Here is a 17460-nt window from a genome sequence, read left to right as displayed (position 1 = left end):
CGATGAGCCAGGCGGCGCAGAACCTCAACTGGTTGATCACTAACTTCGTGGAGAACACCCCCGGGGTCTCCCACACCGTCGTCGTCTCGGCGGATGGTCTTCTTCTGGCGATGTCCGAGGGTTTTCCGCGGGATCGTGCCGATCAGTTGGCAGCGGTGGCGTCGGGTCTGACGTCGTTGACCCAGGGTGCGTCGCGGATCTTCGAGGGTGGGCCGGTCAATCAGACGGTGGTGGAGATGGAGCGTGGTTTCCTCTTCATCATGGCGATCTCGGACGGTTCGTCGCTGGCGGTGTTGGCGCATCCTGACGCGGACATCGGTCTGGTGGGGTACGAGATGGCACTCCTGGTCGACCGGGCCGGTACGGTACTGACCCCGGAGCTCCGCTCCGAACTGCAAGGAAGTCTTCTCAACTAACAGACAACCAGTGCGCATCGAGTGTCCCGCACCTTAAAGTTCGGGGACGCGGGAGCCCCCCGCGGCTCGGGCCACGGCCCCGAACCCAGTGGTAGGCCCCGCGAACGGCAGTTGGAGGAGGAAACGTGACAACGCCCCAAGGCGGTCCGTACGGCGGCGAACAGCAGCCGGAGCACGACTTCGGCTACGCGCGGTACAACTTCCCCTCCACGCCCAGCCAGCACCAGCAGCAGCCGCCGCAGGAGCCCCGGCAGCCACAGCACCGCGCGCCGCAGCGCGGGGCACACGACGCGCCCCCCGCCCACTCCGGCTCCGACGTGGGCGGGGGCGGCCAGCCCCACCCCCTGGTGCGTCCGTACGCGATGACCGGCGGACGCACCCGGCCGCGCTACCAGCTCGCCATCGAGGCACTGGTCAGCACGACCGCCGACCCCGCCCGGCTCCAGGGCCAGCTTCCGGAACACCAGCGGATCTGCCGCCTGTGCTACGAGATCAAGTCGGTGGCGGAGGTCTCCGCACTCCTCGCCATCCCCCTCGGCGTAGCCCGCATCCTCGTCGCCGACCTCGCCGAGGCCGGGCTCGTCGCCATCCATCAGCCCGGCGGTGACGAGTCCGCCGGTGGTCAGCCAGACGTGACACTGCTCGAAAGGGTGCTCAGTGGACTTCGCAAGCTCTAGCGGTGCCTCCCGCTCCACCACCTCCGCGAAGATCGTGGTGGCCGGTGGGTTCGGCGTGGGCAAGACGACCTTCGTGGGCGCCGTGTCGGAGATCAATCCACTGCGCACCGAAGCCGTCATGACCTCCGCCTCCGCCGGCATCGACGACCTCACCCACACCGGTGACAAGACGACGACCACCGTGGCCATGGACTTCGGCCGGATCACGCTCGACCAGGACCTGATCCTGTACCTGTTCGGGACGCCGGGGCAGGACCGGTTCTGGTTCATGTGGGACGACCTGGTGCGCGGTGCGATCGGTGCCGTCGTGCTCGTCGACACCCGGCGTCTGGCCGACTGCTTCCCGGCCGTGGACTACTTCGAGAACAGCGGGCTCCCCTTCGTCATCGCCCTCAACGGCTTCGACGGCCACCAGCCCTACAGCCCCGAGGAGGTGCGCGAGGCGCTGCAGATCGGCCCGGACACGCCGATCATCACCACCGACGCCCGGCACCGCGCCGACGCGAAGAGCGCGCTGATCACCCTCGTGGAGCACGCCCTCATGGCCCGCCTGCGCTGACGCGGGCACCGCCGCCCCCGGCCGCACGGGCCCGGGGGCGGGCCCGTCACGGCCGCGAGGCGACCGGTGAACGGCAGCGGATACGCTGAGTCCTCACCGTCCGTCCGAGGCCACCGAAGGGTCACCGCACCGTGCGCATCGCCAGATTCTCCATCGACGGCAACGTCGGATTCGGCGTCGTGGAGGGCGACGCCGACACCGAGCCCGGACTCGTGCTCGACATCATCAAGGGGCACCCCTTCGGCGAGTTCGAGCGCTCCGGCCAGAAGGTCCCGCTCGGCCAGGTGCGGCTGCTCGCCCCCGTCCTCCCCAGCAAGGTCGTGGCCGTCGGCCGCAACTACGCGGAGCACGCCAAGGAGCTGGGACACACCGTCCCCGAGACCCCGGTGGTCTTCTTCAAGCCCTCCACCTCGGTCGTCGGCCCCGGCGACCCGGTGGCATACCCGGCGTTCTCCGCCGACGTCCAGCACGAGGCCGAACTCGCCGTCGTCATCGGGCGCATGTGTCACCAGGTGCCGCGAGAGCGCGTCGCCGAAGTGATCCTCGGCTACACCTGCGCCAACGACCTCACCGCGCGCGACGTCCAGCGCGGCGAGGAGCAGTGGGCGCGGGCGAAGGGCTTCGACGGCTCCTGCCCGCTCGGCCCCTGGGTCGAGACCGAGCTGGACCCCGCCGACGTCGCCGTGGCCTGCACGGTCAACGGTGAACAGCGGCAGCTGGGCCGCACCGGCGAGATGGTCCGTTCCGTGGCCGACCTCGTCGTGCACATCAGTGAGGCGATGACCCTCCTGCCCGGCGACGTCATCCTCACCGGCACCCCCGCGGGCGTCGGCCCCCTCAACGTCGGCGACGAGGTCGCCGTCACCATCGAAGGCATCGGCACTCTCACCAACAAGGTGATCAAGCGTGGCTAGCGCAACCACCCCGGCACCCGTCCGGGTCCGTTTCTGTCCCTCGCCGACCGGCAACCCGCACGTGGGCCTGGTCCGCACCGCCCTGTTCAACTGGGCGTTCGCCCGCCACCACGGCGGCACGCTGGTGTTCCGCATCGAGGACACCGACGCCGCAAGGGACTCGGAGGAGTCCTACCAGCAGCTCCTGGACTCCATGCGGTGGCTCGGGTTCGACTGGGACGAGGGTCCCGAGATCGGCGGCCCGCACGCGCCGTACCGGCAGTCGCAGCGCATGGATCTCTACGCCGACGTGGCGCGGAAGCTGCTCGACGCCGGGCACGCCTATCGCTGCTACTGCACGACGGAGGAGCTGGACGCCCGCCGCGAGGCCGCCCGCAAGGCCGGCCGCCCCTCCGGGTACGACGGGCTGTGCCGCGACCTGAGCGCGGAGCGGGTCGCCGCGTACGAGGCCGAGGGCCGCACGGCCGTCGTGCGCTTCAAGATGCCCGACGAGGCGATCACCTTCACCGACCTGGTCCGCGGCGAGCTGACCTTCCAGCCGGAGAACGTGCCCGACTTCGGCATCGTCCGGGCCAACGGCGCACCGCTGTACACGCTGGTCAACCCGGTCGACGACGCGCTGATGGAGATCACCCACGTGCTGCGGGGTGAGGACCTGCTGTCCTCCACCCCGCGCCAGATCGCCCTGTACCGGGCGCTCGCGGAGATCGGCGTCGGCAACGGCGGCACCCCGCAGTTCGGCCACCTGCCCTACGTGATGGGCGAGGGCAACAAGAAGCTGTCCAAGCGGGACCCGGAGTCCTCGCTCAACCTCTACCGCGAGCGCGGCTTCCTGCCGGCCGGGCTGCTCAACTACCTCTCCCTGCTCGGCTGGTCGCTGGCGGAGGACCGGGACATCTTCTCGATGGACGAGATGGTCGCCGCCTTCGAGATCACGGCGGTGAACGCCAATCCGGCCCGCTTCGACCTGAAGAAGTGCGAGGCCATCAACGCCACGCATCTGAGGGAGATGCCGGTCGCCGAGTTCGCCGCCGCGTGCGAGCCGTGGCTCAGGGCGCCGTTCGCCCCGTGGAAGCCCGAGGCGTTCGACCGGGCGGCCTTCGACGAGCTGGCGCCGCTGGCCCAGACCCGGCTGACCGTCCTGTCCGACATCACGGCCAACGTGGACTTCCTGTTCCTGGACGAGCCGGTGCGGGACGAGGCCTCCTGGGCCAAGGCGATGAAGCCCGGGGCGGAGGCCCTGCTCGCCACGGCCCGGGAGAGGCTCGCGGCGGCCGAGTGGAACGCCGAGGCCCTGAAGGCCGCCGTCCTCGCGGCCGGCGAGGAGCACGGGCTCAAGCTCGGGAAGGCGCAGGCCCCCGTCCGGGTCGCCGTCACCGGCCGCACCGTCGGCCTCCCGCTGTTCGAGTCGCTGGAGGTCCTGGGCCGCGAGCGCACCCTGGCCCGCGTCGACGCCGCCCTGGCGCAGCTGTCGGCCTGACGGCGGCGTCGTGCCGGGTGGGGCCGGACGGGGACGTCCGGCCCCACCCGGCGCCGGGGGACGCGGGCGGAGCGGCACAACCCGTTTTGGAGCACCGCACGCGATCGGGTAATGTTCTTCCTGTCGCCGAGCGGGGCAGGCCGAAAGGCCGGAACACCGGGAGGCGGCTCACCTGGACGAAACCCCCACCGGGGGTTGCGTTTTGGTGGGGTATGGTGTAATTGGCAGCACGACTGATTCTGGTTCAGTTAGTCTAGGTTCGAGTCCTGGTACCCCAGCGCGATCTTTCTCAGCAAGATCGATGCCCCCGTTGTGTAGCGGCCTAGCACGCCGCCCTCTCAAGGCGGTAGCGCCGGTTCGAATCCGGTCGGGGGTACTGGCTCTCTCCGAGAGCCGTGCTGGGGCCCCCGTTGTGTAGCGGCCTAGCACGCCGCCCTCTCAAGGCGGTAGCGCCGGTTCGAATCCGGTCGGGGGTACTCGATCGACGAAGGCCCGCACCTCACGGTGCGGGCCTTCGCGCTGTTCAGGTCCGGGTGCCGGGGCCGTCGGCGTACCGGAGGGTCGCCTCCTCGGCGTGCGCCATGCGCCGCAGGCCGAGCAGAACCGGCTCGTAGAGCACGGTCAGGGCCACGGCCGCCTCCAGTTGCGTGGTGGGCGCCTCGAAGCGCTCGACGAGGTCCATGTCGTGCGCGGCCAGCTCGCCCGCGAGACGGGCGTAGGGCATGAGGTGCTCCAGTGAGCACGGGTAGCCGAGCTGCATGAGCGTGGCCACGGCCGCCACCAGCATCTCCTGGCCCACCGTGGCGCTCACCCGGTTCCAGCCGAGCTCCTCCCGCAGCTCGGCGACGCGGTGGCCGGCGGCCTTGAGCACCTCGGGCCCGGCCGTCGAGCCGCGGCCCGGTGGGAGTGACTCGACGGCGGTACCGAGCCGTGCGTCCTGCGGTAGCGACTCGTCCTCGATGGCGTCCAGCACTTCCCTCGCCCTGGCCACGGGCACCCGCCCCACCTGGATGAGGGCGCGCACGAGGCCCAGCCGCCGCAGGTGCTCCTCGCCGTACTCGGCCTGCGTCGCCGTGACCCGCTCGCCGGGCGGGAGGAGCCCCTCCCGGAGGTAGTACTTGATCGTCGCGGTCGGCACCCCGCTGCGTTCGCTCAGTTCGGCCAGTCTCATGGCGGTGATGCTCCGTCGTCGGTGTTCACCCGTGAGGGGCCTTGCGCCCGCCGGGGGAGAGTGGCACTATCCAATCATGGGATAGCGGCGCTATCCAAGATGGGTGTCAGTGGCAGAGCCAGCAGCAGTGCCGGTGCGCACAGGAGCGAGGGGGATGGGTGCGATGAGTGTCACGCTGAAGAAGGCGAAGACGGCGAGCGGGACGGCCAGGGCGAACAAGGTCATCGAGGGCCGGATGACCGCCGCTGCGGATGGGGGCGTCACCGTGTTCATGGTGGGGATGCGCATCAACAGGCCGCTCGCGGTCCGCAGCTGGTGGCCGGTGTTCACGGCGATGCCCCGCATGCTCAGGGAGCTGAGCGGGGACAGGGAGAGCGGGATGCTCGGATTCCGGCTCCTGAACGGCGGGCCACGGGTGCTCTACGTCGTCCAGTACTGGTCGTCCCACGAGAAGCTGACCGCGTACGCCTCCGCGCAGGACAGGGAGCACCGGCCGGCCTGGACAGCGTTCAACCGCCGGGCACGCCGGGCCGCCGGTGCGGTGGGGCTGTGGCACGAGACCTACGTCGTGCCCGCAGGAGCCCACGAGAGCGTCTACGTCTCCATGCCGCCCTTCGGGCTGGGTGCCGCCACCGGCGTCATACCGGTCGGGCGCACGGGGGAGCGGGCGGCCGCGCGGCTGCGGCTCGGCCCCTCGCCGCAGGGCTGAGCCGCAGCCAGGGAGGTTGCGGCGGGGTCGCTCGCGCCCCGGCGTGATCAGCCGCGCCGCAGGGCCTCCGACAGCCGGTTCGCGGCGTCGACGATCGCTTGGGCGTGCATGCGGCCCGGGTGCCGCGTGAGCCGCTCGATCGGTCCGGACACCGAGACGGCCGCCACGACGCGGTTGGACGGGCCGCGCACGGGGGCTGAGACGGAGGCCACGCCCGGTTCCCGTTCGCCGACGGACTGTGCCCAGCCTCGGCGTCGCACGCCGGAGAGGGCGGTCGCGGTGAACCGGGCCCCCTGGAGCCCGCGGTGCAGTCGTTCCGGCTCCTCCCAGGCCATGAGGATCTGGGCGGCCGAGCCGGCCTTCATCGGGAGCGTGGAGCCGACGGGAACGGTGTCGCGCAGACCGGAGAGCCGCTCGGCCGCCGCCACGCAGATGCGCATGTCGCCCTGGCGCCGGTAGAGCTGTGCGCTCTCCCCGGTGACGTCGCGGAGGTGCGTCAGGACGGGCCCGGCCGAGGCCAACAGACGGTCCTCGCCGGCCGCCGCGGCCAGTTCGGACAGGCGGGGGCCCAGGATGAACCTGCCCTGCATGTCCCGGGCGACGAAGCGGTGGTGCTCGAGAGCCACCGCGAGTCGGTGCGCCGTCGGTCGCGCCAGCCCGGTCGCGCTCACCAGCCCGGCGAGAGTGGCCGGACCGGACTCCAGAGCGCTCAGTACCAGAGCTGCCTTGTCGAGAACGCCCACACCACTTGAGGCGCCGCTAGAGTTGTCCATGCGTCGATACTCGCGTCTCACATTACGAAACGCAAGTTCAATATCTCCGGAAACCCGCCAGTCTGGAGTGACGGCCACCACCTGGGCATCCCCAGAGGCGGGGCAAAGATCTCTATATGTGGTCGGCGGCGCGGCCGACCGGAGGGATAGCGATGGGACGGACACTCGCGGAGAAGGTCTGGGACGACCATGTCGTTCGGCGTGTGGAGGGTGAGCCTGACCTGCTCTACATCGATCTTCATCTGCTGCACGAGGTGACCAGCCCGCAGGCCTTCGACGGTCTGCGCAAGAGCGGGCGCCAGGTGCGGCGCACCGACCTCACCATCGCCACCGAGGACCACAACACCCCGACCCTCGACATCGACAAGCCGATCGCCGACCCGGTCTCGCGCACCCAACTGGAGACCCTGCGCAAGAACTGCGCGGACTTCGGTGTGCGGCTGCACCCCCTGGGCGACGTCGAGCAGGGCGTCGTGCACGTGGTGGGCCCCCAGCTGGGGCTGACGCAGCCGGGAATGACCGTGGTGTGCGGTGACAGCCACACCTCCACGCACGGTGCCTTCGGAGCGCTGGCCTTCGGTATCGGCACCAGCCAGGTCGAGCACGTCCTGGCCACGCAGACGCTGCCGCTGGCACCGTTCAGGACGATGGCGATCACGGTCAACGGTGAACTGCCCGAGGACGTCACCGCCAAGGACCTCATCCTCGCCGTGATCGCGAAGATCGGCACCGGCGGCGGCCAGGGCTACGTCCTGGAATACCGTGGCGAGGCCATCGAGAAGCTGTCGATGGAAGCGCGGATGACCATCTGCAACATGTCCATCGAGGCCGGTGCCCGGGCGGGCATGATCGCTCCCGACGAGACCACCTTCGCCTATCTCCAGGGCCGCCCGCACGCGGCCGAGGGCGCCGACTGGGACGATGCCGTCGCGTACTGGCGGACGCTGCGGACGGACGACGACGCGGTGTTCGACCACGAGGTCGTCATCGAGGCCGCCGAACTGGCACCGTTCGTCACCTGGGGCACCAACCCCGGCCAGGGCGCACCGCTGTCCGCGAGCGTCCCGGACCCGGCCTCCTTCGCGGACGCCAGCGAGAAGCTCGCGGCGGAGAACGCCCTGACGTACATGGGCCTGTCGGCGGGCCAGCGCCTGCGGGACATCAAGGTCGACACCGTGTTCGTCGGCTCGTGCACCAACGGCCGCATCGAGGACCTGCGCTCGGCCGCCGCCGTCATCGAGGGCCGCAAGGTCGCCGACGGCGTGCGGATGCTGATCGTGCCCGGCTCCGTACGCGTCGCCCTCCAGGCGGTGGAGGAAGGGCTGGACAAGGTGTTCACCGCGGCGGGGGCCGAATGGCGGCACGCCGGTTGCTCGATGTGCCTCGGCATGAACCCCGACCAGCTGGCTCCCGGCGAGCGTTCGGCGTCCACCTCCAACCGCAACTTCGAGGGCCGGCAGGGCAAGGGCGGGCGGACCCACCTGGTCTCCCCGCCGGTGGCCGCCGCCACGGCGGTGCTCGGGCACCTCGCCTCGCCCGCCGACCTGTCCGACAACGCCGTGCCCGCGGGAGTCTGAACACCATGGAAGCCTTCACCACCCACACCGGCCGGGCCGTTCCGCTGCGCCGCAGCAACGTCGACACCGACCAGATCATCCCCGCGCACTGGCTGAAGAAGGTCACCCGCGACGGGTTCGAGGACGGCCTGTTCGAGGCGTGGCGCAAGGACGGGACGTTCGTGCTGAACCAGCCCGAACGCCAGGGCGCCACCGTCCTGGTGGCGGGTCCCGACTTCGGTACCGGTTCCTCGCGGGAACACGCCGTCTGGGCCCTCCAGAACTACGGCTTCAAAGCGGTGATCTCCTCCCGCTTCGCCGACATCTTCCGAGGCAATTCGCTGAAGAACGGCCTGCTCACCGTGGTGCTGCCGCAGGAGACGGTGGACGCGCTGTGGCAGCTCACGGAGGAGGACCCCGCCACGGAGATCACCGTCGACCTGGTGGCGCGCAAGGTCCTCGCGCCCGGCGTCGAGGCTGACTTCGAGCTGGACGAGAACGCCCGCTGGCGCCTCCTGGAAGGGCTGGACGACATCAGCATCACCTTGCAGAACGAGGGCGACATCGCCGCCTACGAGAGCGGGCGGCCGTCCTTCAAGCCGCAGACGCAGGCGGCCTGAGCCCGAGGGTCGCGTCCCCGTTCGCAGCAACGCGGTGCCCCCGTTCTCCGGAACGGGGGCACCGCGTTTTCGTGTGCTTCGGACGGGTACGCGCGGCTGCGAAATCGACCCGCCTATCGTGCAGTTGGCTGGAAAGGTAGCCTGGGTGGCTGGAACCGCACTGGTCCACCCGGGCGGAGCGTTGAGGCCTCGCGAGGCGACAACTCCCCCCAGATGGCACAATCGGTGCATGGACGGCGACGACGAACTGGCTCTGTACGGTCTCGTCGCCGACCGGCTCAAGGAAGCGCACAGCAAGGTGCGCGCACTGCAAGTCCCGGAGGGCGAACGGGAGGCGCTCACCCGGAAGCTGCTCGTCATCACGGCGGCGGCGAAGCACGACCTGGCCTCGGCGGCGCAGAGGCTCGAACGGCTGATGGAGGAGATCGACGGCCGCCGCTTCCCTTCTGCATGACCGGCGGAGTTCGTTGCGGCACAAGGGTGATTAGCCCGTTTCGTGTTTGATTTGCGGTATATATCTGCCTACCGTGCGAAAAAGCGTGAACACCATTCGTGACGGAATGCCTCTGAAGGGGAAGACGTGAACAAGGCGCAGCTCGTTGAAGCAATCCAGGACAAGCTGGGCGGTCGGCAGCAGGCCGCGGACGCGGTCGACCACGTACTGGACGCGATCGTCCGCACGGTGTGCGCGGGCGAGCGTGTGTCGGTCACCGGCTTCGGCTCGTTCGAGAAGGTCGAGCGCCCCGCGCGGTACGCCCGCAACCCGCAGACCGGCGAGCGGGTTCGGGTCAAGAAGACGGCCGTGCCCCGCTTCCGGGCGGGCCAGGGTTTCAAGGACCTGGTGAGCGGCGCCAAGAAGCTCCCGAAGAACGACGTCGCGGTCAAGAAGGCCCCCAAGGGCAGCCTCTCGGGCGGCACCACGACGAAGAAGGCGGCCACGAAGAAGGCCGCGGCCAAGAAGGCGGCGGCCAAGAAGACCACTGCCAAGAAGGCCGCGCCCGCGAAGAGGACGAGCGCGGCCAAGACCGCGACGAAGAAGACGGCGACCGCGAAGAAGTCCAGCCCGGCCAAGGCCACGGCCAAGAAGGCGGCGGCCAAGAAGACCACCGCCAAGAAGACCGCCGCGACGAGCGCGCCGGCGAAGAAGAGCACGGCGAAGAAGGCGCCCGCGCGCAAGGCCTCCGCGCGCAAGACCGCCGCCAAGAAGAGCGCGCGCAGCCGCTGAGCGTCCGCGCGCGCAGCCGGGCCGGGCCCCACCGGGGAGCCCGGCCCGCAGCACGTCCTCCCCGCGCCGCCCGCGCGGCGGCCCGCGAGGGACAGGGGGCGGCGCAGGCCATAGGCTCTGCCCATGCAGGCCACCGCGTACACCTTCGACTCGCAGACCCGCACGGGCAGCGTCCTGTTGGACGACGGCACTCCCGTGCCGTTCGACGCCGCCGCCTTCGACGCCGGGGGGCTGCGGCTGCTCCGCCCCGGGCAGCGGGTGCGCATCGAGACGACGGGCCGCGGCGAGGAGCGCCGCGTCACCTTCGTGACGCTGCAGACGTTCTGAGCGTGTACCGCCCCACTCCGAGCTCCAGAGCGGCTCGCAGGTCCGCTCCGGTGTCGACGTCGCGCCGCACACTGTCCACGCCGACGAGGGCGATCTCGCTGGCTCCGGACCGCCGGTGACGTTCGCGGGACGTACCGCCGAAACGCGGTTCCAGCTCTGTTCCCGGCCGCGCGGAAAGCACCGTCGTGCCCACTCCGGCGGCGTCCGCGAGAAAAGCACGCGGGAATTCCCTCGCGGCGTCCAGGACGCGCGTCAATTCCTCCGGGCGCAGCGCGGGCAGGTCGGCGTTGAGTGCGGCGACCGCCGAGCGGGGGCGGCGGGAGCGGACGGTACGTGCGCCGTGGCGCAGGGCCGGGTTCAGGCCACCGCCCGGAGGATCCCCGAGCACCCGGGCGCCCAGTGCCGTCAGGGCCCGCCGGGCCACCGCGTCGTCCGTGACGACCACCACATCGGTCACCTCGGGGCAGTCGAGCGCGGCCGCAACGGTGTCCTGGGCGAAGGCGAGGGCCAGCCGGGGGCGCAGGGGCTCCCCGAGGGCCGCGGCCAGTCTGCTCTTGGCCACGCCCAGCGGTTTGAGGGGAACGACCAGGGACCAGCCGGCCCCGGCGCTCGTCGCGTGCGGCATCGGGCCCATTCTCTCCCCGCTGTGGGGCCTGGGGTTACGGTGTCCTCGACAGGGCCGTGGCCGAGGGCCACACTTGTGCGGTTGTCCCCGGCGCACAGTGCGAGCCGGCCGGTCCGGCTACCGGTCCGGTGCGAAGAGCAAGAGGAGATGGTGTCCCGGTGTCCCGCCGAAAAATCGGGTTCTGGTATCGCTTGGCCGCGGTCATCGTCAAACCCGTCCTGCTCCTCCTGTTCCATCGGGACTGGCGCGGAATGGAGAACATTCCGGCCGAAGGCGGATTCATCGTCGCCGTCAATCACAACTCCTATCTTGATCCACTGGCGTACGCACATTTCCAGTACAACACGGGACGGGTTCCCCGATTTCTGGCGAAAGTGAGCCTGTTCGGTCGCGGTTTCGTGGGAGCCGTCATGCGGGGCACCGGGCAGATCCCCGTGTACCGGGAGTCCGCCGACGCGGTCGGCGCCTTCCGTGCCGCCGTCGACGCCATCAACAAGGGCGAGTGCGTGGCCTTCTACCCCGAGGGCACCCTCACCCGTGATCCGGAGCTGTGGCCGATGGAGGGCAAGACGGGCGCGGCCCGCGTCGCCCTGCTGACGAAGGCACCGGTCATTCCCGTTGCCCAGTGGGGGGCGCACGAGGTGGTGCCCCCGTACGCCAAGCGCAAACGGGTCCGGCTCTTCCCGCGCAGGACGCTGCGCGTACGGGCGGGGAAGCCCGTGGACCTGTCGCGCTTCCACGACCGGGAGCCCACGGCCGAGGTGCTCAGGGGAGCCACCGACGCGATCATGGACGCCATCACCGCCGAACTGGCGGAACTCCGGGGCGAACCGGCCCCGGCCGAGCGCTACGACCACCGCAGGGCCGTGGCCGAGGAGCGCCGCAACCGCCGCACGCGCGGGACGGGGCGGAGCGGGACGACGGCGCCGGAGCGGGACCACGGCATCTCCGAACCTCCCCGCACGAAGGCCGCCGAGGGGGAGTCCGCGTGACGAAGGCAGCCGTGTTCGGCACCGGATCGTGGGGCACCGCCTTCGGCATGGTGCTTGCCGACGCCGGCTGTGAGGTGACGCTCTGGGGCCGCCGGCCCGAACTGGCGGCCGCCGTCAACGCCCGGCACGTCAACCCGGACTACCTGCCCGACGTGGAGCTGCCCACGTCGTTGCGGGCCACGACCGATCCCGCCGAGGCCGCGCGGGACGCGGAGTTCACCGTGCTGGCGGTCCCCTCCCAGTCCCTGCGGGACAACCTCGCGCGGTGGACGCCGCTCCTGTCGCCCGACACCGTGCTGGTCTCGCTGATGAAGGGCGTGGAGCTGGGCAGCACGAAGCGGATGAGCGAGGTGATCGAAGAGGTCACCGGCGCGTCACCGGACCGCGTCGCCGTGCTGTCCGGGCCCAACCTGGCCAAGGAGATCGCCACCCGGCAGCCCGCCGCCTCCGTCGTCGCCTGCCGCGACGAGCAGGTGGCCCGTCGGCTGCAGAAGGCGTGCCACACCCCGTACTTCCGCCCCTACACCAACACCGACGTCGTGGGTTGCGAACTGGGCGGTGCGGTCAAGAACGTCATCGGGCTGGCCGTGGGCATCGCCGACGGCATGGGGCTCGGCGACAACGCCAAGGCGTCGCTGATCACGCGCGGGCTGGCCGAGACGACCCGGCTCGGCCTGGCGCTCGGCGCCGACCCCGCCACCTTCGCCGGACTGGCCGGGCTGGGCGACCTGGTCGCGACGTGCTCCTCCCCGCTCTCCCGCAACCACACCTTCGGTACCAACCTGGGGCGCGGCATGACGCTGGAGGAGACCATCGCCGTCACCCGGCAGACCGCCGAGGGCGTCAAGTCGTGCCGCTCCGTCCTGGATCTGGCCCGTCGGCACGGTGTCGAGACGCCGATCACCGAAACGGTCGTGGAGATCGTGCACCACGGCAAGGCGCCGCTCGTGGCGCTCAAGGAGCTGATGGCCCGCAGCGCCAAGGCGGAGACCCGCTGACGGGGACGCGTGCCCGGGGACGTGCCGCGCTGCACTCCCCGGCGCCCAGCCGGTAATCTCAAGCCGATGAGCACGTCAGAGACACCCAGCGCCTCCGCCCGTCCGCCGCGCAAGCCGCGCGTCGCCGTCGTCTTCGGCGGCCGCAGTTCCGAGCACGGCATCTCCGTCCTCACGGCCGGTGCCGTGCTGCGCGCCATCGACCGCGAGAAGTACGACGTGCTGCCGATCGGCATCACCGCGGACGGACGCTGGGCCCTCACCGCCGACGCACCGGAACGCATGGCCATCACCGACCGGGAGCTGCCGAGCGTGGCGGAGCTGGCCCGGTCGGACACCGGCGGGGTCGTCCTGCCCGTCGATCCGGCGAGCCGCGAGGTCGTCCACAGCGAGCCGGGCAGCGTGCCCACGGTGCTCGGCGAGGTGGACGTCGTCTTCCCCGTCCTGCACGGCCCTTACGGGGAGGACGGCACCCTCCAGGGGCTGCTGGAGCTGGCCGGCGTCCCGTACGTGGGCTCCGGGGTGCTGGCGTCGGCCGTCGGCATGGACAAGGAGTACATGAAGCGGGTCTTCGCCTCCTACGGCCTCCCCGTGGGTCCCTTCACCGTCATCCGGCCGCGGGAGTGGGACCGGGACCAGGCCGGGGCCCGCAAGAAGGTCGTCGACTTCGCCGGCGAGCACGGCTGGCCGGTCTTCGTGAAGCCGGCACGGGCGGGTTCGTCGATGGGCATCAGCAAGGTCGACGACCTCACCGGACTCGACGACGCCATCGAGGAGGCGCGTCGGCACGATCCGAAGGTCATCGTCGAGTCGCTGCTGCGCGGTCGGGAGATCGAGTGCGGCGTGCTGGAGTTCGGTGACGGCCCGCAGGCCAGTGTCCCCGCCGAGATCCCGCCCGTCACCAGCCACGACTTCTACGACTTCGAGGCCAAGTACATCGACTCGGCCGCCGGTATCGTCCCCGCGCCCCTCACCGAGGAGCAGACCGCAGAGGTGCGCCGGCTCGCCGTGCTCGCCTTCGAGGCGGCCTCCTGCGAGGGCCTGGTGCGGGCGGACTTCTTCCTCCTGGAGGACGGACGCTTCGTCCTCAACGAGATCAACACGATGCCGGGCTTCACGCCGATCAGCATGTACCCGCGCATGTGGCAGGAGACCGGTGTGAGCTACCCCGAGCTGGTGGACCGCCTGCTCCAGGCGGCCCTGCACCGCTCCACGGGCCTGCGCTGAGCCACGCCCCGCCGGCGGGCCGGGCCGTCAGGCGGGCGACTGCGGCACGGTCGTGGCGACGGGTCGAGCGAGGTCGGTGAGCGCGTTGACCTCCGGGGCGTACGCGGCCGGGACGGTCACCTCCACGAAGGCGTCCCGGCCGACCGTCGTGAACCGATGACCGTCGGCCAGCTCCTCCAGGAGCCAGTCGACGTCGTTGACCACGACCGCGTCGGCCGTCGGGTTGTAGTGTTCACTCCCGGGCGTCAACCGCTCGGGGCGCCGCACACCGCACCGCAGCTCGATGCCGGGGTCGCCCCACACCGCCGTGAAGTCGGACACCGGCTCGCGCGTGACGCGCTCCTGCCCGTCCACCCGTTCGGGCAGCGCCTCGGCGAGGGCCCGGCACGCCGAGGCGGCGGCCCCCGAAGGACTCGGTACCGCAGGGCCCGACGGGGATCCGAGGGAGCAGCCGGCCAGCAGGGCGGCGGCGGAAAGAGCGGCCGTGCGCACCGCGAGGCGGCCCGGCGGTGCGGAGGGGCGGCGGAGCGGAGCAGTCACGCCGTGAGCATACGGGGGAGCTAGAGATGCACGACTGGGCAGGTCAGAGTACGGGTGATGCCGTCCACCTGCTGGATCTTGGCGACGACCAGCCGCCCCAGATCGTCCACGGTGTCGGCCTGGGCGCGGACGATGACGTCGTACGGGCCCGTCACGTCCTCGGCCTGGACGACACCGGGCAGGTCGGCGATCACCTCGGCGACGGTCGACGCCTTGCCGACCTCGGTCTGGATCAGGATGTAGGCCTGTACCACGGAACCTCCAGGGCGGCTTCGAGGATCATGGGGGTGGAAGGGACGCTACGGTATCGCGTCGTCACCACCAGCGGCGAGCTTTGTGAAAGGGCAGACGGATGCTGAGTTTCCCCGGGGGCCGCCCCCCGACCCCTGGGACCGTCGGCGAACTCGGGGAGTTCGGGCTCATCCGGGAGCTGACCTCCCGGCTGACCGCCACACCGGCGGTCAAACTGGGGCCCGGGGACGACGCCGCCGTGGTCGCCGCCCCCGATCGGCGCGTCGTGGCCAGCACCGACGTGCTCCTGGAGGGCCGGCACTTCCGGCGTGACTGGTCCACCGCCTACGACGTGGGCCGCAAGGCTGCCGCGCAGAACCTCGCCGACATCGCCGCCATGGGCGCCGCGCCCACGGCGCTGCTCCTCGGCCTCGTCCTGCCCGCCGATCTGCACGCCACCTGGCCGGTGGAGCTGATGGACGGGCTGCGGGACGAGTGCGACGTCGCCGGGGCGGCCGTCGTCGGCGGCGACATCGTGCGCGGTGAGACGATCACCCTCGCCATCACGGCCCTCGGCGACCTGCGCGGCCGGGAGGCCGTCACCCGGGCCGGGGCCCGGCCCGGGGACGTCGTCGCCGTCACGGGGTGGCTGGGCTGGTCAGCGGCCGGGTACGCCATACTCCAGCGCGGCTTCCGCTCCCCGCGGGCCTTCGTGGAGGCCCACCGCCGCCCGGAGCCGCCCTACCACGCGGGCCCGGCCGCCGTCGCGCTCGGCGCCACGGCGATGACGGACGTCAGCGACGGCCTCATCGCCGACCTGCGGCACATCGCCACGGCCAGCAAGGTCTGCATCGACCTGCGCACCGAGGCGTTCGACGTGCCGGCCCAGATGCACGACATCGGCCAGGCCGTCGGCGTCGACCCGTTGGAGTGGGTGCTCACCGGGGGAGAGGACCACGCGATCGTCGCCACCTTCCCCCCGGACCGCAAGCTGCCCGCGCGCTGGCGCGTCGTGGGGGAGGTGCGGCACCCGTCGGCGATGTCGCGCGTGACCGTCAACGGCGCTTCCTGGCACGACGGCGGGGGCTGGGACCACTTCCAAGGAGAGACATGACGGACAGCAGGCGCACGCCCCCCTCCCCGATACGCGTCCTGACGGTCGCCGGCTCCGACTCCGGCGGCGGCGCCGGGATCCAGGCCGACCTGAAGACGATGATGGCGCTCGGCACCCACGGCATGAGCGTGCTGACGGCCGTCACCGCGCAGAACTCCCTCGGCGTGCAGGGCGCCTGGGAACTGCCCGCCGAGGCGGTCCGCGCGCAGTTCCGCAGCGTCGTCGACGACATCGGGGTGCAGGCGGTGAAGACCGGCATGCTGGCCTCCGCGGAGCTGGTGGGCACCGTCGCGGGGCTCCTGCGTCCCCTGGACGTGCCGGTGGTCGTGGACCCGGTCGGCGTCTCCAAGCACGGCGACCCGCTGCTCGCGGCGGAGGCCCTGGAGACCGTCCGCACCGAACTGCTCCCGACCGCCACCGTCGCGACCCCCAACCTGGACGAGGTGGCGCAACTGACGGGCGTCACCGTGACCTCCGAGGACGACATGCGCCGGGCGGCCGGGGCCGTGCTCGCGCACGGGCCGCGCTGGGCCCTCATCAAGGGCGGGCACCTGCCGGGCGAGGCCACGGACCTGCTCACCGACGGTTCGGCGGAGCACTGGCTGCGGGCCCCCCGGTACGCGGGCCGGCACACGCACGGCACGGGCTGCACGCTCGCCAGCGCCGTGGCGGCGGAGCTCGCCAAGGGCCGGGAGGTGCCGGAGGCGGTGGCCCTGGCCAAGGAGTACGTCACCGGGGCCATCGCCGCCGGCTTCGCGCTCGGCGCGGGGATCGGCCCCGTCGACCACGCCTGGCGGCGGTTCGGCGACACACGGTGACGTGAATCGGGCAGCACAAAGCCGGTCCGCGCGAGGCGGACCGGCTTGCGGCAACCGTCAGGGGCTGCGCTGCGACTTATCGCGTCAGCGCGAGACCTTGCCGGCCTTGATGCACGAGGTGCAGACGTTGAGGCGCTTCGGCGTCCGCCCGACCACGGCACGCACGCGCTGGATGTTGGGGTTCCAGCGACGCGGGGTGCGGCGGTGCGAGTGGGAGATGCTGTTGCCGAAGCCCGGCCCCTTGCCGCAGACGTCGCAGTTGGCAGCCACGGGTCACTCCAAAGACTTCAGATACACGTACGGTGGGTCCTGGCGTCGCAGGATGCAGACCGAACGCATCGCAACTCACGTTTCGGGGCTGACCGGCAGTGCCAGGGAGACGGCCGCCTGATGCAAGCGCGTCAGGCAACCGAAGCAGCATACAACGACTGCTCACGGACCCCGAAATCCGCACCCTCGCCCGCCGCCCGGCCCGCCGTGGGAGCCGCCCC

22 protein-coding genes and 3 tRNA genes are annotated in these 17460 nt (G+C 71.3%); 19 read left to right on the top strand and 6 right to left on the bottom strand.

The window, feature by feature from the left end:
* Positions 1–2 precede the first annotated feature (2 nt).
* The 8 genes from V6D49_RS05515 (at position 3) to V6D49_RS05480 (ending at position 4522) form a co-directional block, all read left to right on the top strand.
* Positions 3–416 carry a roadblock/LC7 domain-containing protein gene (locus V6D49_RS05515; RefSeq protein WP_340563701.1) on the top strand — a complete coding sequence of 138 codons (414 nt, stop codon included), beginning with the start codon at positions 3–5 and terminating at the stop codon, positions 414–416.
* Between the two features lie 125 nt (positions 417–541).
* Positions 542–1093: a DUF742 domain-containing protein gene (locus V6D49_RS05510; RefSeq protein ID WP_340557614.1), complete on the top strand. Its 552-nt coding sequence runs from the start codon at positions 542–544 to the stop codon at positions 1091–1093.
* Positions 1074–1652, top strand: a complete 579-nt coding sequence (locus V6D49_RS05505; protein ID WP_340557612.1) for a GTP-binding protein — start codon at positions 1074–1076, stop codon at positions 1650–1652. The genes V6D49_RS05510 and V6D49_RS05505 overlap by 20 nt, the downstream gene beginning before the upstream one ends.
* Positions 1653–1783: 131 nt before the next feature.
* Positions 1784–2566, top strand: coding sequence for a fumarylacetoacetate hydrolase family protein (locus V6D49_RS05500; protein WP_340557610.1), 783 nt, complete (start codon positions 1784–1786; stop codon positions 2564–2566).
* Positions 2559–4046, top strand: a complete 1488-nt coding sequence (gene gltX / locus V6D49_RS05495; protein WP_340557608.1) for a glutamate--tRNA ligase — start codon at positions 2559–2561, stop codon at positions 4044–4046. The genes V6D49_RS05500 and gltX overlap by 8 nt, the downstream gene beginning before the upstream one ends.
* Before the next feature lie 206 nt (positions 4047–4252).
* A tRNA-Gln gene (locus V6D49_RS05490) sits at positions 4253–4324 on the top strand.
* 25 nt (positions 4325–4349) lie between these two features.
* Positions 4350–4422: transfer RNA gene (locus V6D49_RS05485), tRNA-Glu, on the top strand.
* Between the two features lie 27 nt (positions 4423–4449).
* Positions 4450–4522, top strand: a tRNA-Glu gene (locus V6D49_RS05480).
* Between the two features lie 47 nt (positions 4523–4569).
* On the opposite strand, the gene V6D49_RS05475 is transcribed toward V6D49_RS05480, so the two are convergent.
* On the bottom strand, positions 4570–5217 hold the full coding sequence (locus tag V6D49_RS05475) for a MerR family transcriptional regulator (RefSeq protein ID WP_340557606.1): 648 nt from the start codon (positions 5215–5217) through the stop codon (positions 4570–4572).
* A 235-nt stretch (positions 5218–5452) separates the two neighbouring features.
* On the opposite strand from V6D49_RS05475, the gene V6D49_RS05470 reads away from it, so the two are divergent.
* Complete coding sequence (locus V6D49_RS05470; protein WP_340563699.1) at positions 5453–5926, top strand: DUF4188 domain-containing protein; 474 nt, start codon at positions 5453–5455, stop codon at positions 5924–5926.
* Positions 5927–5973: 47 nt separating this feature from the next.
* On the opposite strand, the gene ndgR is transcribed toward V6D49_RS05470, so the two are convergent.
* Positions 5974–6699 carry an IclR family transcriptional regulator NdgR gene (ndgR, locus tag V6D49_RS05465; RefSeq protein WP_191211955.1) on the bottom strand — a complete coding sequence of 242 codons (726 nt, stop codon included), beginning with the start codon at positions 6697–6699 and terminating at the stop codon, positions 5974–5976.
* Between the two features lie 152 nt (positions 6700–6851).
* On the opposite strand from ndgR, the gene leuC reads away from it, so the two are divergent.
* From leuC to V6D49_RS05440, 5 genes are all read left to right on the top strand, one after another.
* The gene (gene leuC / locus V6D49_RS05460) at positions 6852–8276 is read left to right on the top strand and encodes a 3-isopropylmalate dehydratase large subunit (RefSeq protein ID WP_340557604.1); all 1425 of its coding nucleotides are present in this window, start codon (positions 6852–6854) and stop codon (positions 8274–8276) included.
* 5 nt (positions 8277–8281) lie between these two features.
* The gene (leuD, locus tag V6D49_RS05455; protein WP_340557603.1) at positions 8282–8875 is read left to right on the top strand and encodes a 3-isopropylmalate dehydratase small subunit; all 594 of its coding nucleotides are present in this window, start codon (positions 8282–8284) and stop codon (positions 8873–8875) included.
* A 229-nt stretch (positions 8876–9104) separates the two neighbouring features.
* Positions 9105–9329, top strand: coding sequence for a hypothetical protein (locus tag V6D49_RS05450; protein WP_340557602.1), 225 nt, complete (start codon positions 9105–9107; stop codon positions 9327–9329).
* Positions 9330–9455: 126 nt separating this feature from the next.
* Complete coding sequence (locus tag V6D49_RS05445; RefSeq protein ID WP_340557600.1) at positions 9456–10100, top strand: HU family DNA-binding protein; 645 nt, start codon at positions 9456–9458, stop codon at positions 10098–10100.
* 123 nt (positions 10101–10223) lie between these two features.
* Complete coding sequence (locus V6D49_RS05440; protein ID WP_340557598.1) at positions 10224–10427, top strand: hypothetical protein; 204 nt, start codon at positions 10224–10226, stop codon at positions 10425–10427.
* Here the strand turns inward: V6D49_RS05440 and cofC are convergent.
* The gene (gene cofC / locus V6D49_RS05435; protein WP_340557596.1) at positions 10399–11052 is read right to left on the bottom strand and encodes a 2-phospho-L-lactate guanylyltransferase; all 654 of its coding nucleotides are present in this window, start codon (positions 11050–11052) and stop codon (positions 10399–10401) included. The genes V6D49_RS05440 and cofC overlap by 29 nt on opposite strands.
* A 158-nt stretch (positions 11053–11210) precedes the next feature.
* On the opposite strand from cofC, the gene V6D49_RS05430 reads away from it, so the two are divergent.
* The 3 genes from V6D49_RS05430 (at position 11211) to V6D49_RS05420 (ending at position 14266) form a co-directional block, all read left to right on the top strand.
* Positions 11211–12044, top strand: a complete 834-nt coding sequence (locus tag V6D49_RS05430) for a lysophospholipid acyltransferase family protein (protein WP_340557594.1) — start codon at positions 11211–11213, stop codon at positions 12042–12044.
* A gap of 47 nt (positions 12045–12091) precedes the next feature.
* The gene (locus V6D49_RS05425) at positions 12092–13042 is read left to right on the top strand and encodes an NAD(P)H-dependent glycerol-3-phosphate dehydrogenase (RefSeq protein WP_445330619.1); all 951 of its coding nucleotides are present in this window, start codon (positions 12092–12094) and stop codon (positions 13040–13042) included.
* A 66-nt stretch (positions 13043–13108) separates the two neighbouring features.
* Complete coding sequence (locus V6D49_RS05420) at positions 13109–14266, top strand: D-alanine--D-alanine ligase family protein (RefSeq protein ID WP_340557590.1); 1158 nt, start codon at positions 13109–13111, stop codon at positions 14264–14266.
* 27 nt (positions 14267–14293) lie between these two features.
* Here V6D49_RS05420 and V6D49_RS05415 read toward each other — a convergent pair whose 3' ends face one another.
* Together V6D49_RS05415 and V6D49_RS05410 are read right to left on the bottom strand one after the other, a co-directional pair.
* Positions 14294–14806, bottom strand: a complete 513-nt coding sequence (locus tag V6D49_RS05415) for a DUF3515 domain-containing protein (protein WP_445330468.1) — start codon at positions 14804–14806, stop codon at positions 14294–14296.
* 20 nt (positions 14807–14826) lie between these two features.
* Positions 14827–15060 (bottom strand): Lrp/AsnC family transcriptional regulator, encoded by a 234-nt coding sequence (locus V6D49_RS05410; protein ID WP_191211944.1) that lies wholly within the window; start codon positions 15058–15060, stop codon positions 14827–14829.
* A gap of 98 nt (positions 15061–15158) precedes the next feature.
* Here V6D49_RS05410 and V6D49_RS05405 point away from each other — a divergent pair, with 98 nt between their 5' ends.
* Together V6D49_RS05405 and thiD are read left to right on the top strand one after the other, a co-directional pair.
* The gene (locus V6D49_RS05405) at positions 15159–16151 is read left to right on the top strand and encodes a thiamine-phosphate kinase (protein WP_340557588.1); all 993 of its coding nucleotides are present in this window, start codon (positions 15159–15161) and stop codon (positions 16149–16151) included.
* Positions 16148–16969 (top strand): bifunctional hydroxymethylpyrimidine kinase/phosphomethylpyrimidine kinase, encoded by an 822-nt coding sequence (gene thiD, locus V6D49_RS05400; protein WP_340557586.1) that lies wholly within the window; start codon positions 16148–16150, stop codon positions 16967–16969. Before V6D49_RS05405 ends, thiD begins: the two co-directional genes overlap by 4 nt.
* Positions 16970–17053: 84 nt before the next feature.
* Here thiD and rpmB read toward each other — a convergent pair whose 3' ends face one another.
* Positions 17054–17239 carry a 50S ribosomal protein L28 gene (rpmB, locus tag V6D49_RS05395; protein ID WP_028426177.1) on the bottom strand — a complete coding sequence of 62 codons (186 nt, stop codon included), beginning with the start codon at positions 17237–17239 and terminating at the stop codon, positions 17054–17056.
* Positions 17240–17460 lie beyond the last annotated feature (221 nt).

Source organism: Streptomyces sp. GSL17-111, assembly GCF_037911585.1.
In the GTDB taxonomy this organism is placed as follows: domain Bacteria; phylum Actinomycetota; class Actinomycetes; order Streptomycetales; family Streptomycetaceae; genus Streptomyces.
The sequence above is the reverse complement of the archived record's forward strand: the minus strand, read 5'-3'. Positions and strand labels throughout refer to the sequence as shown.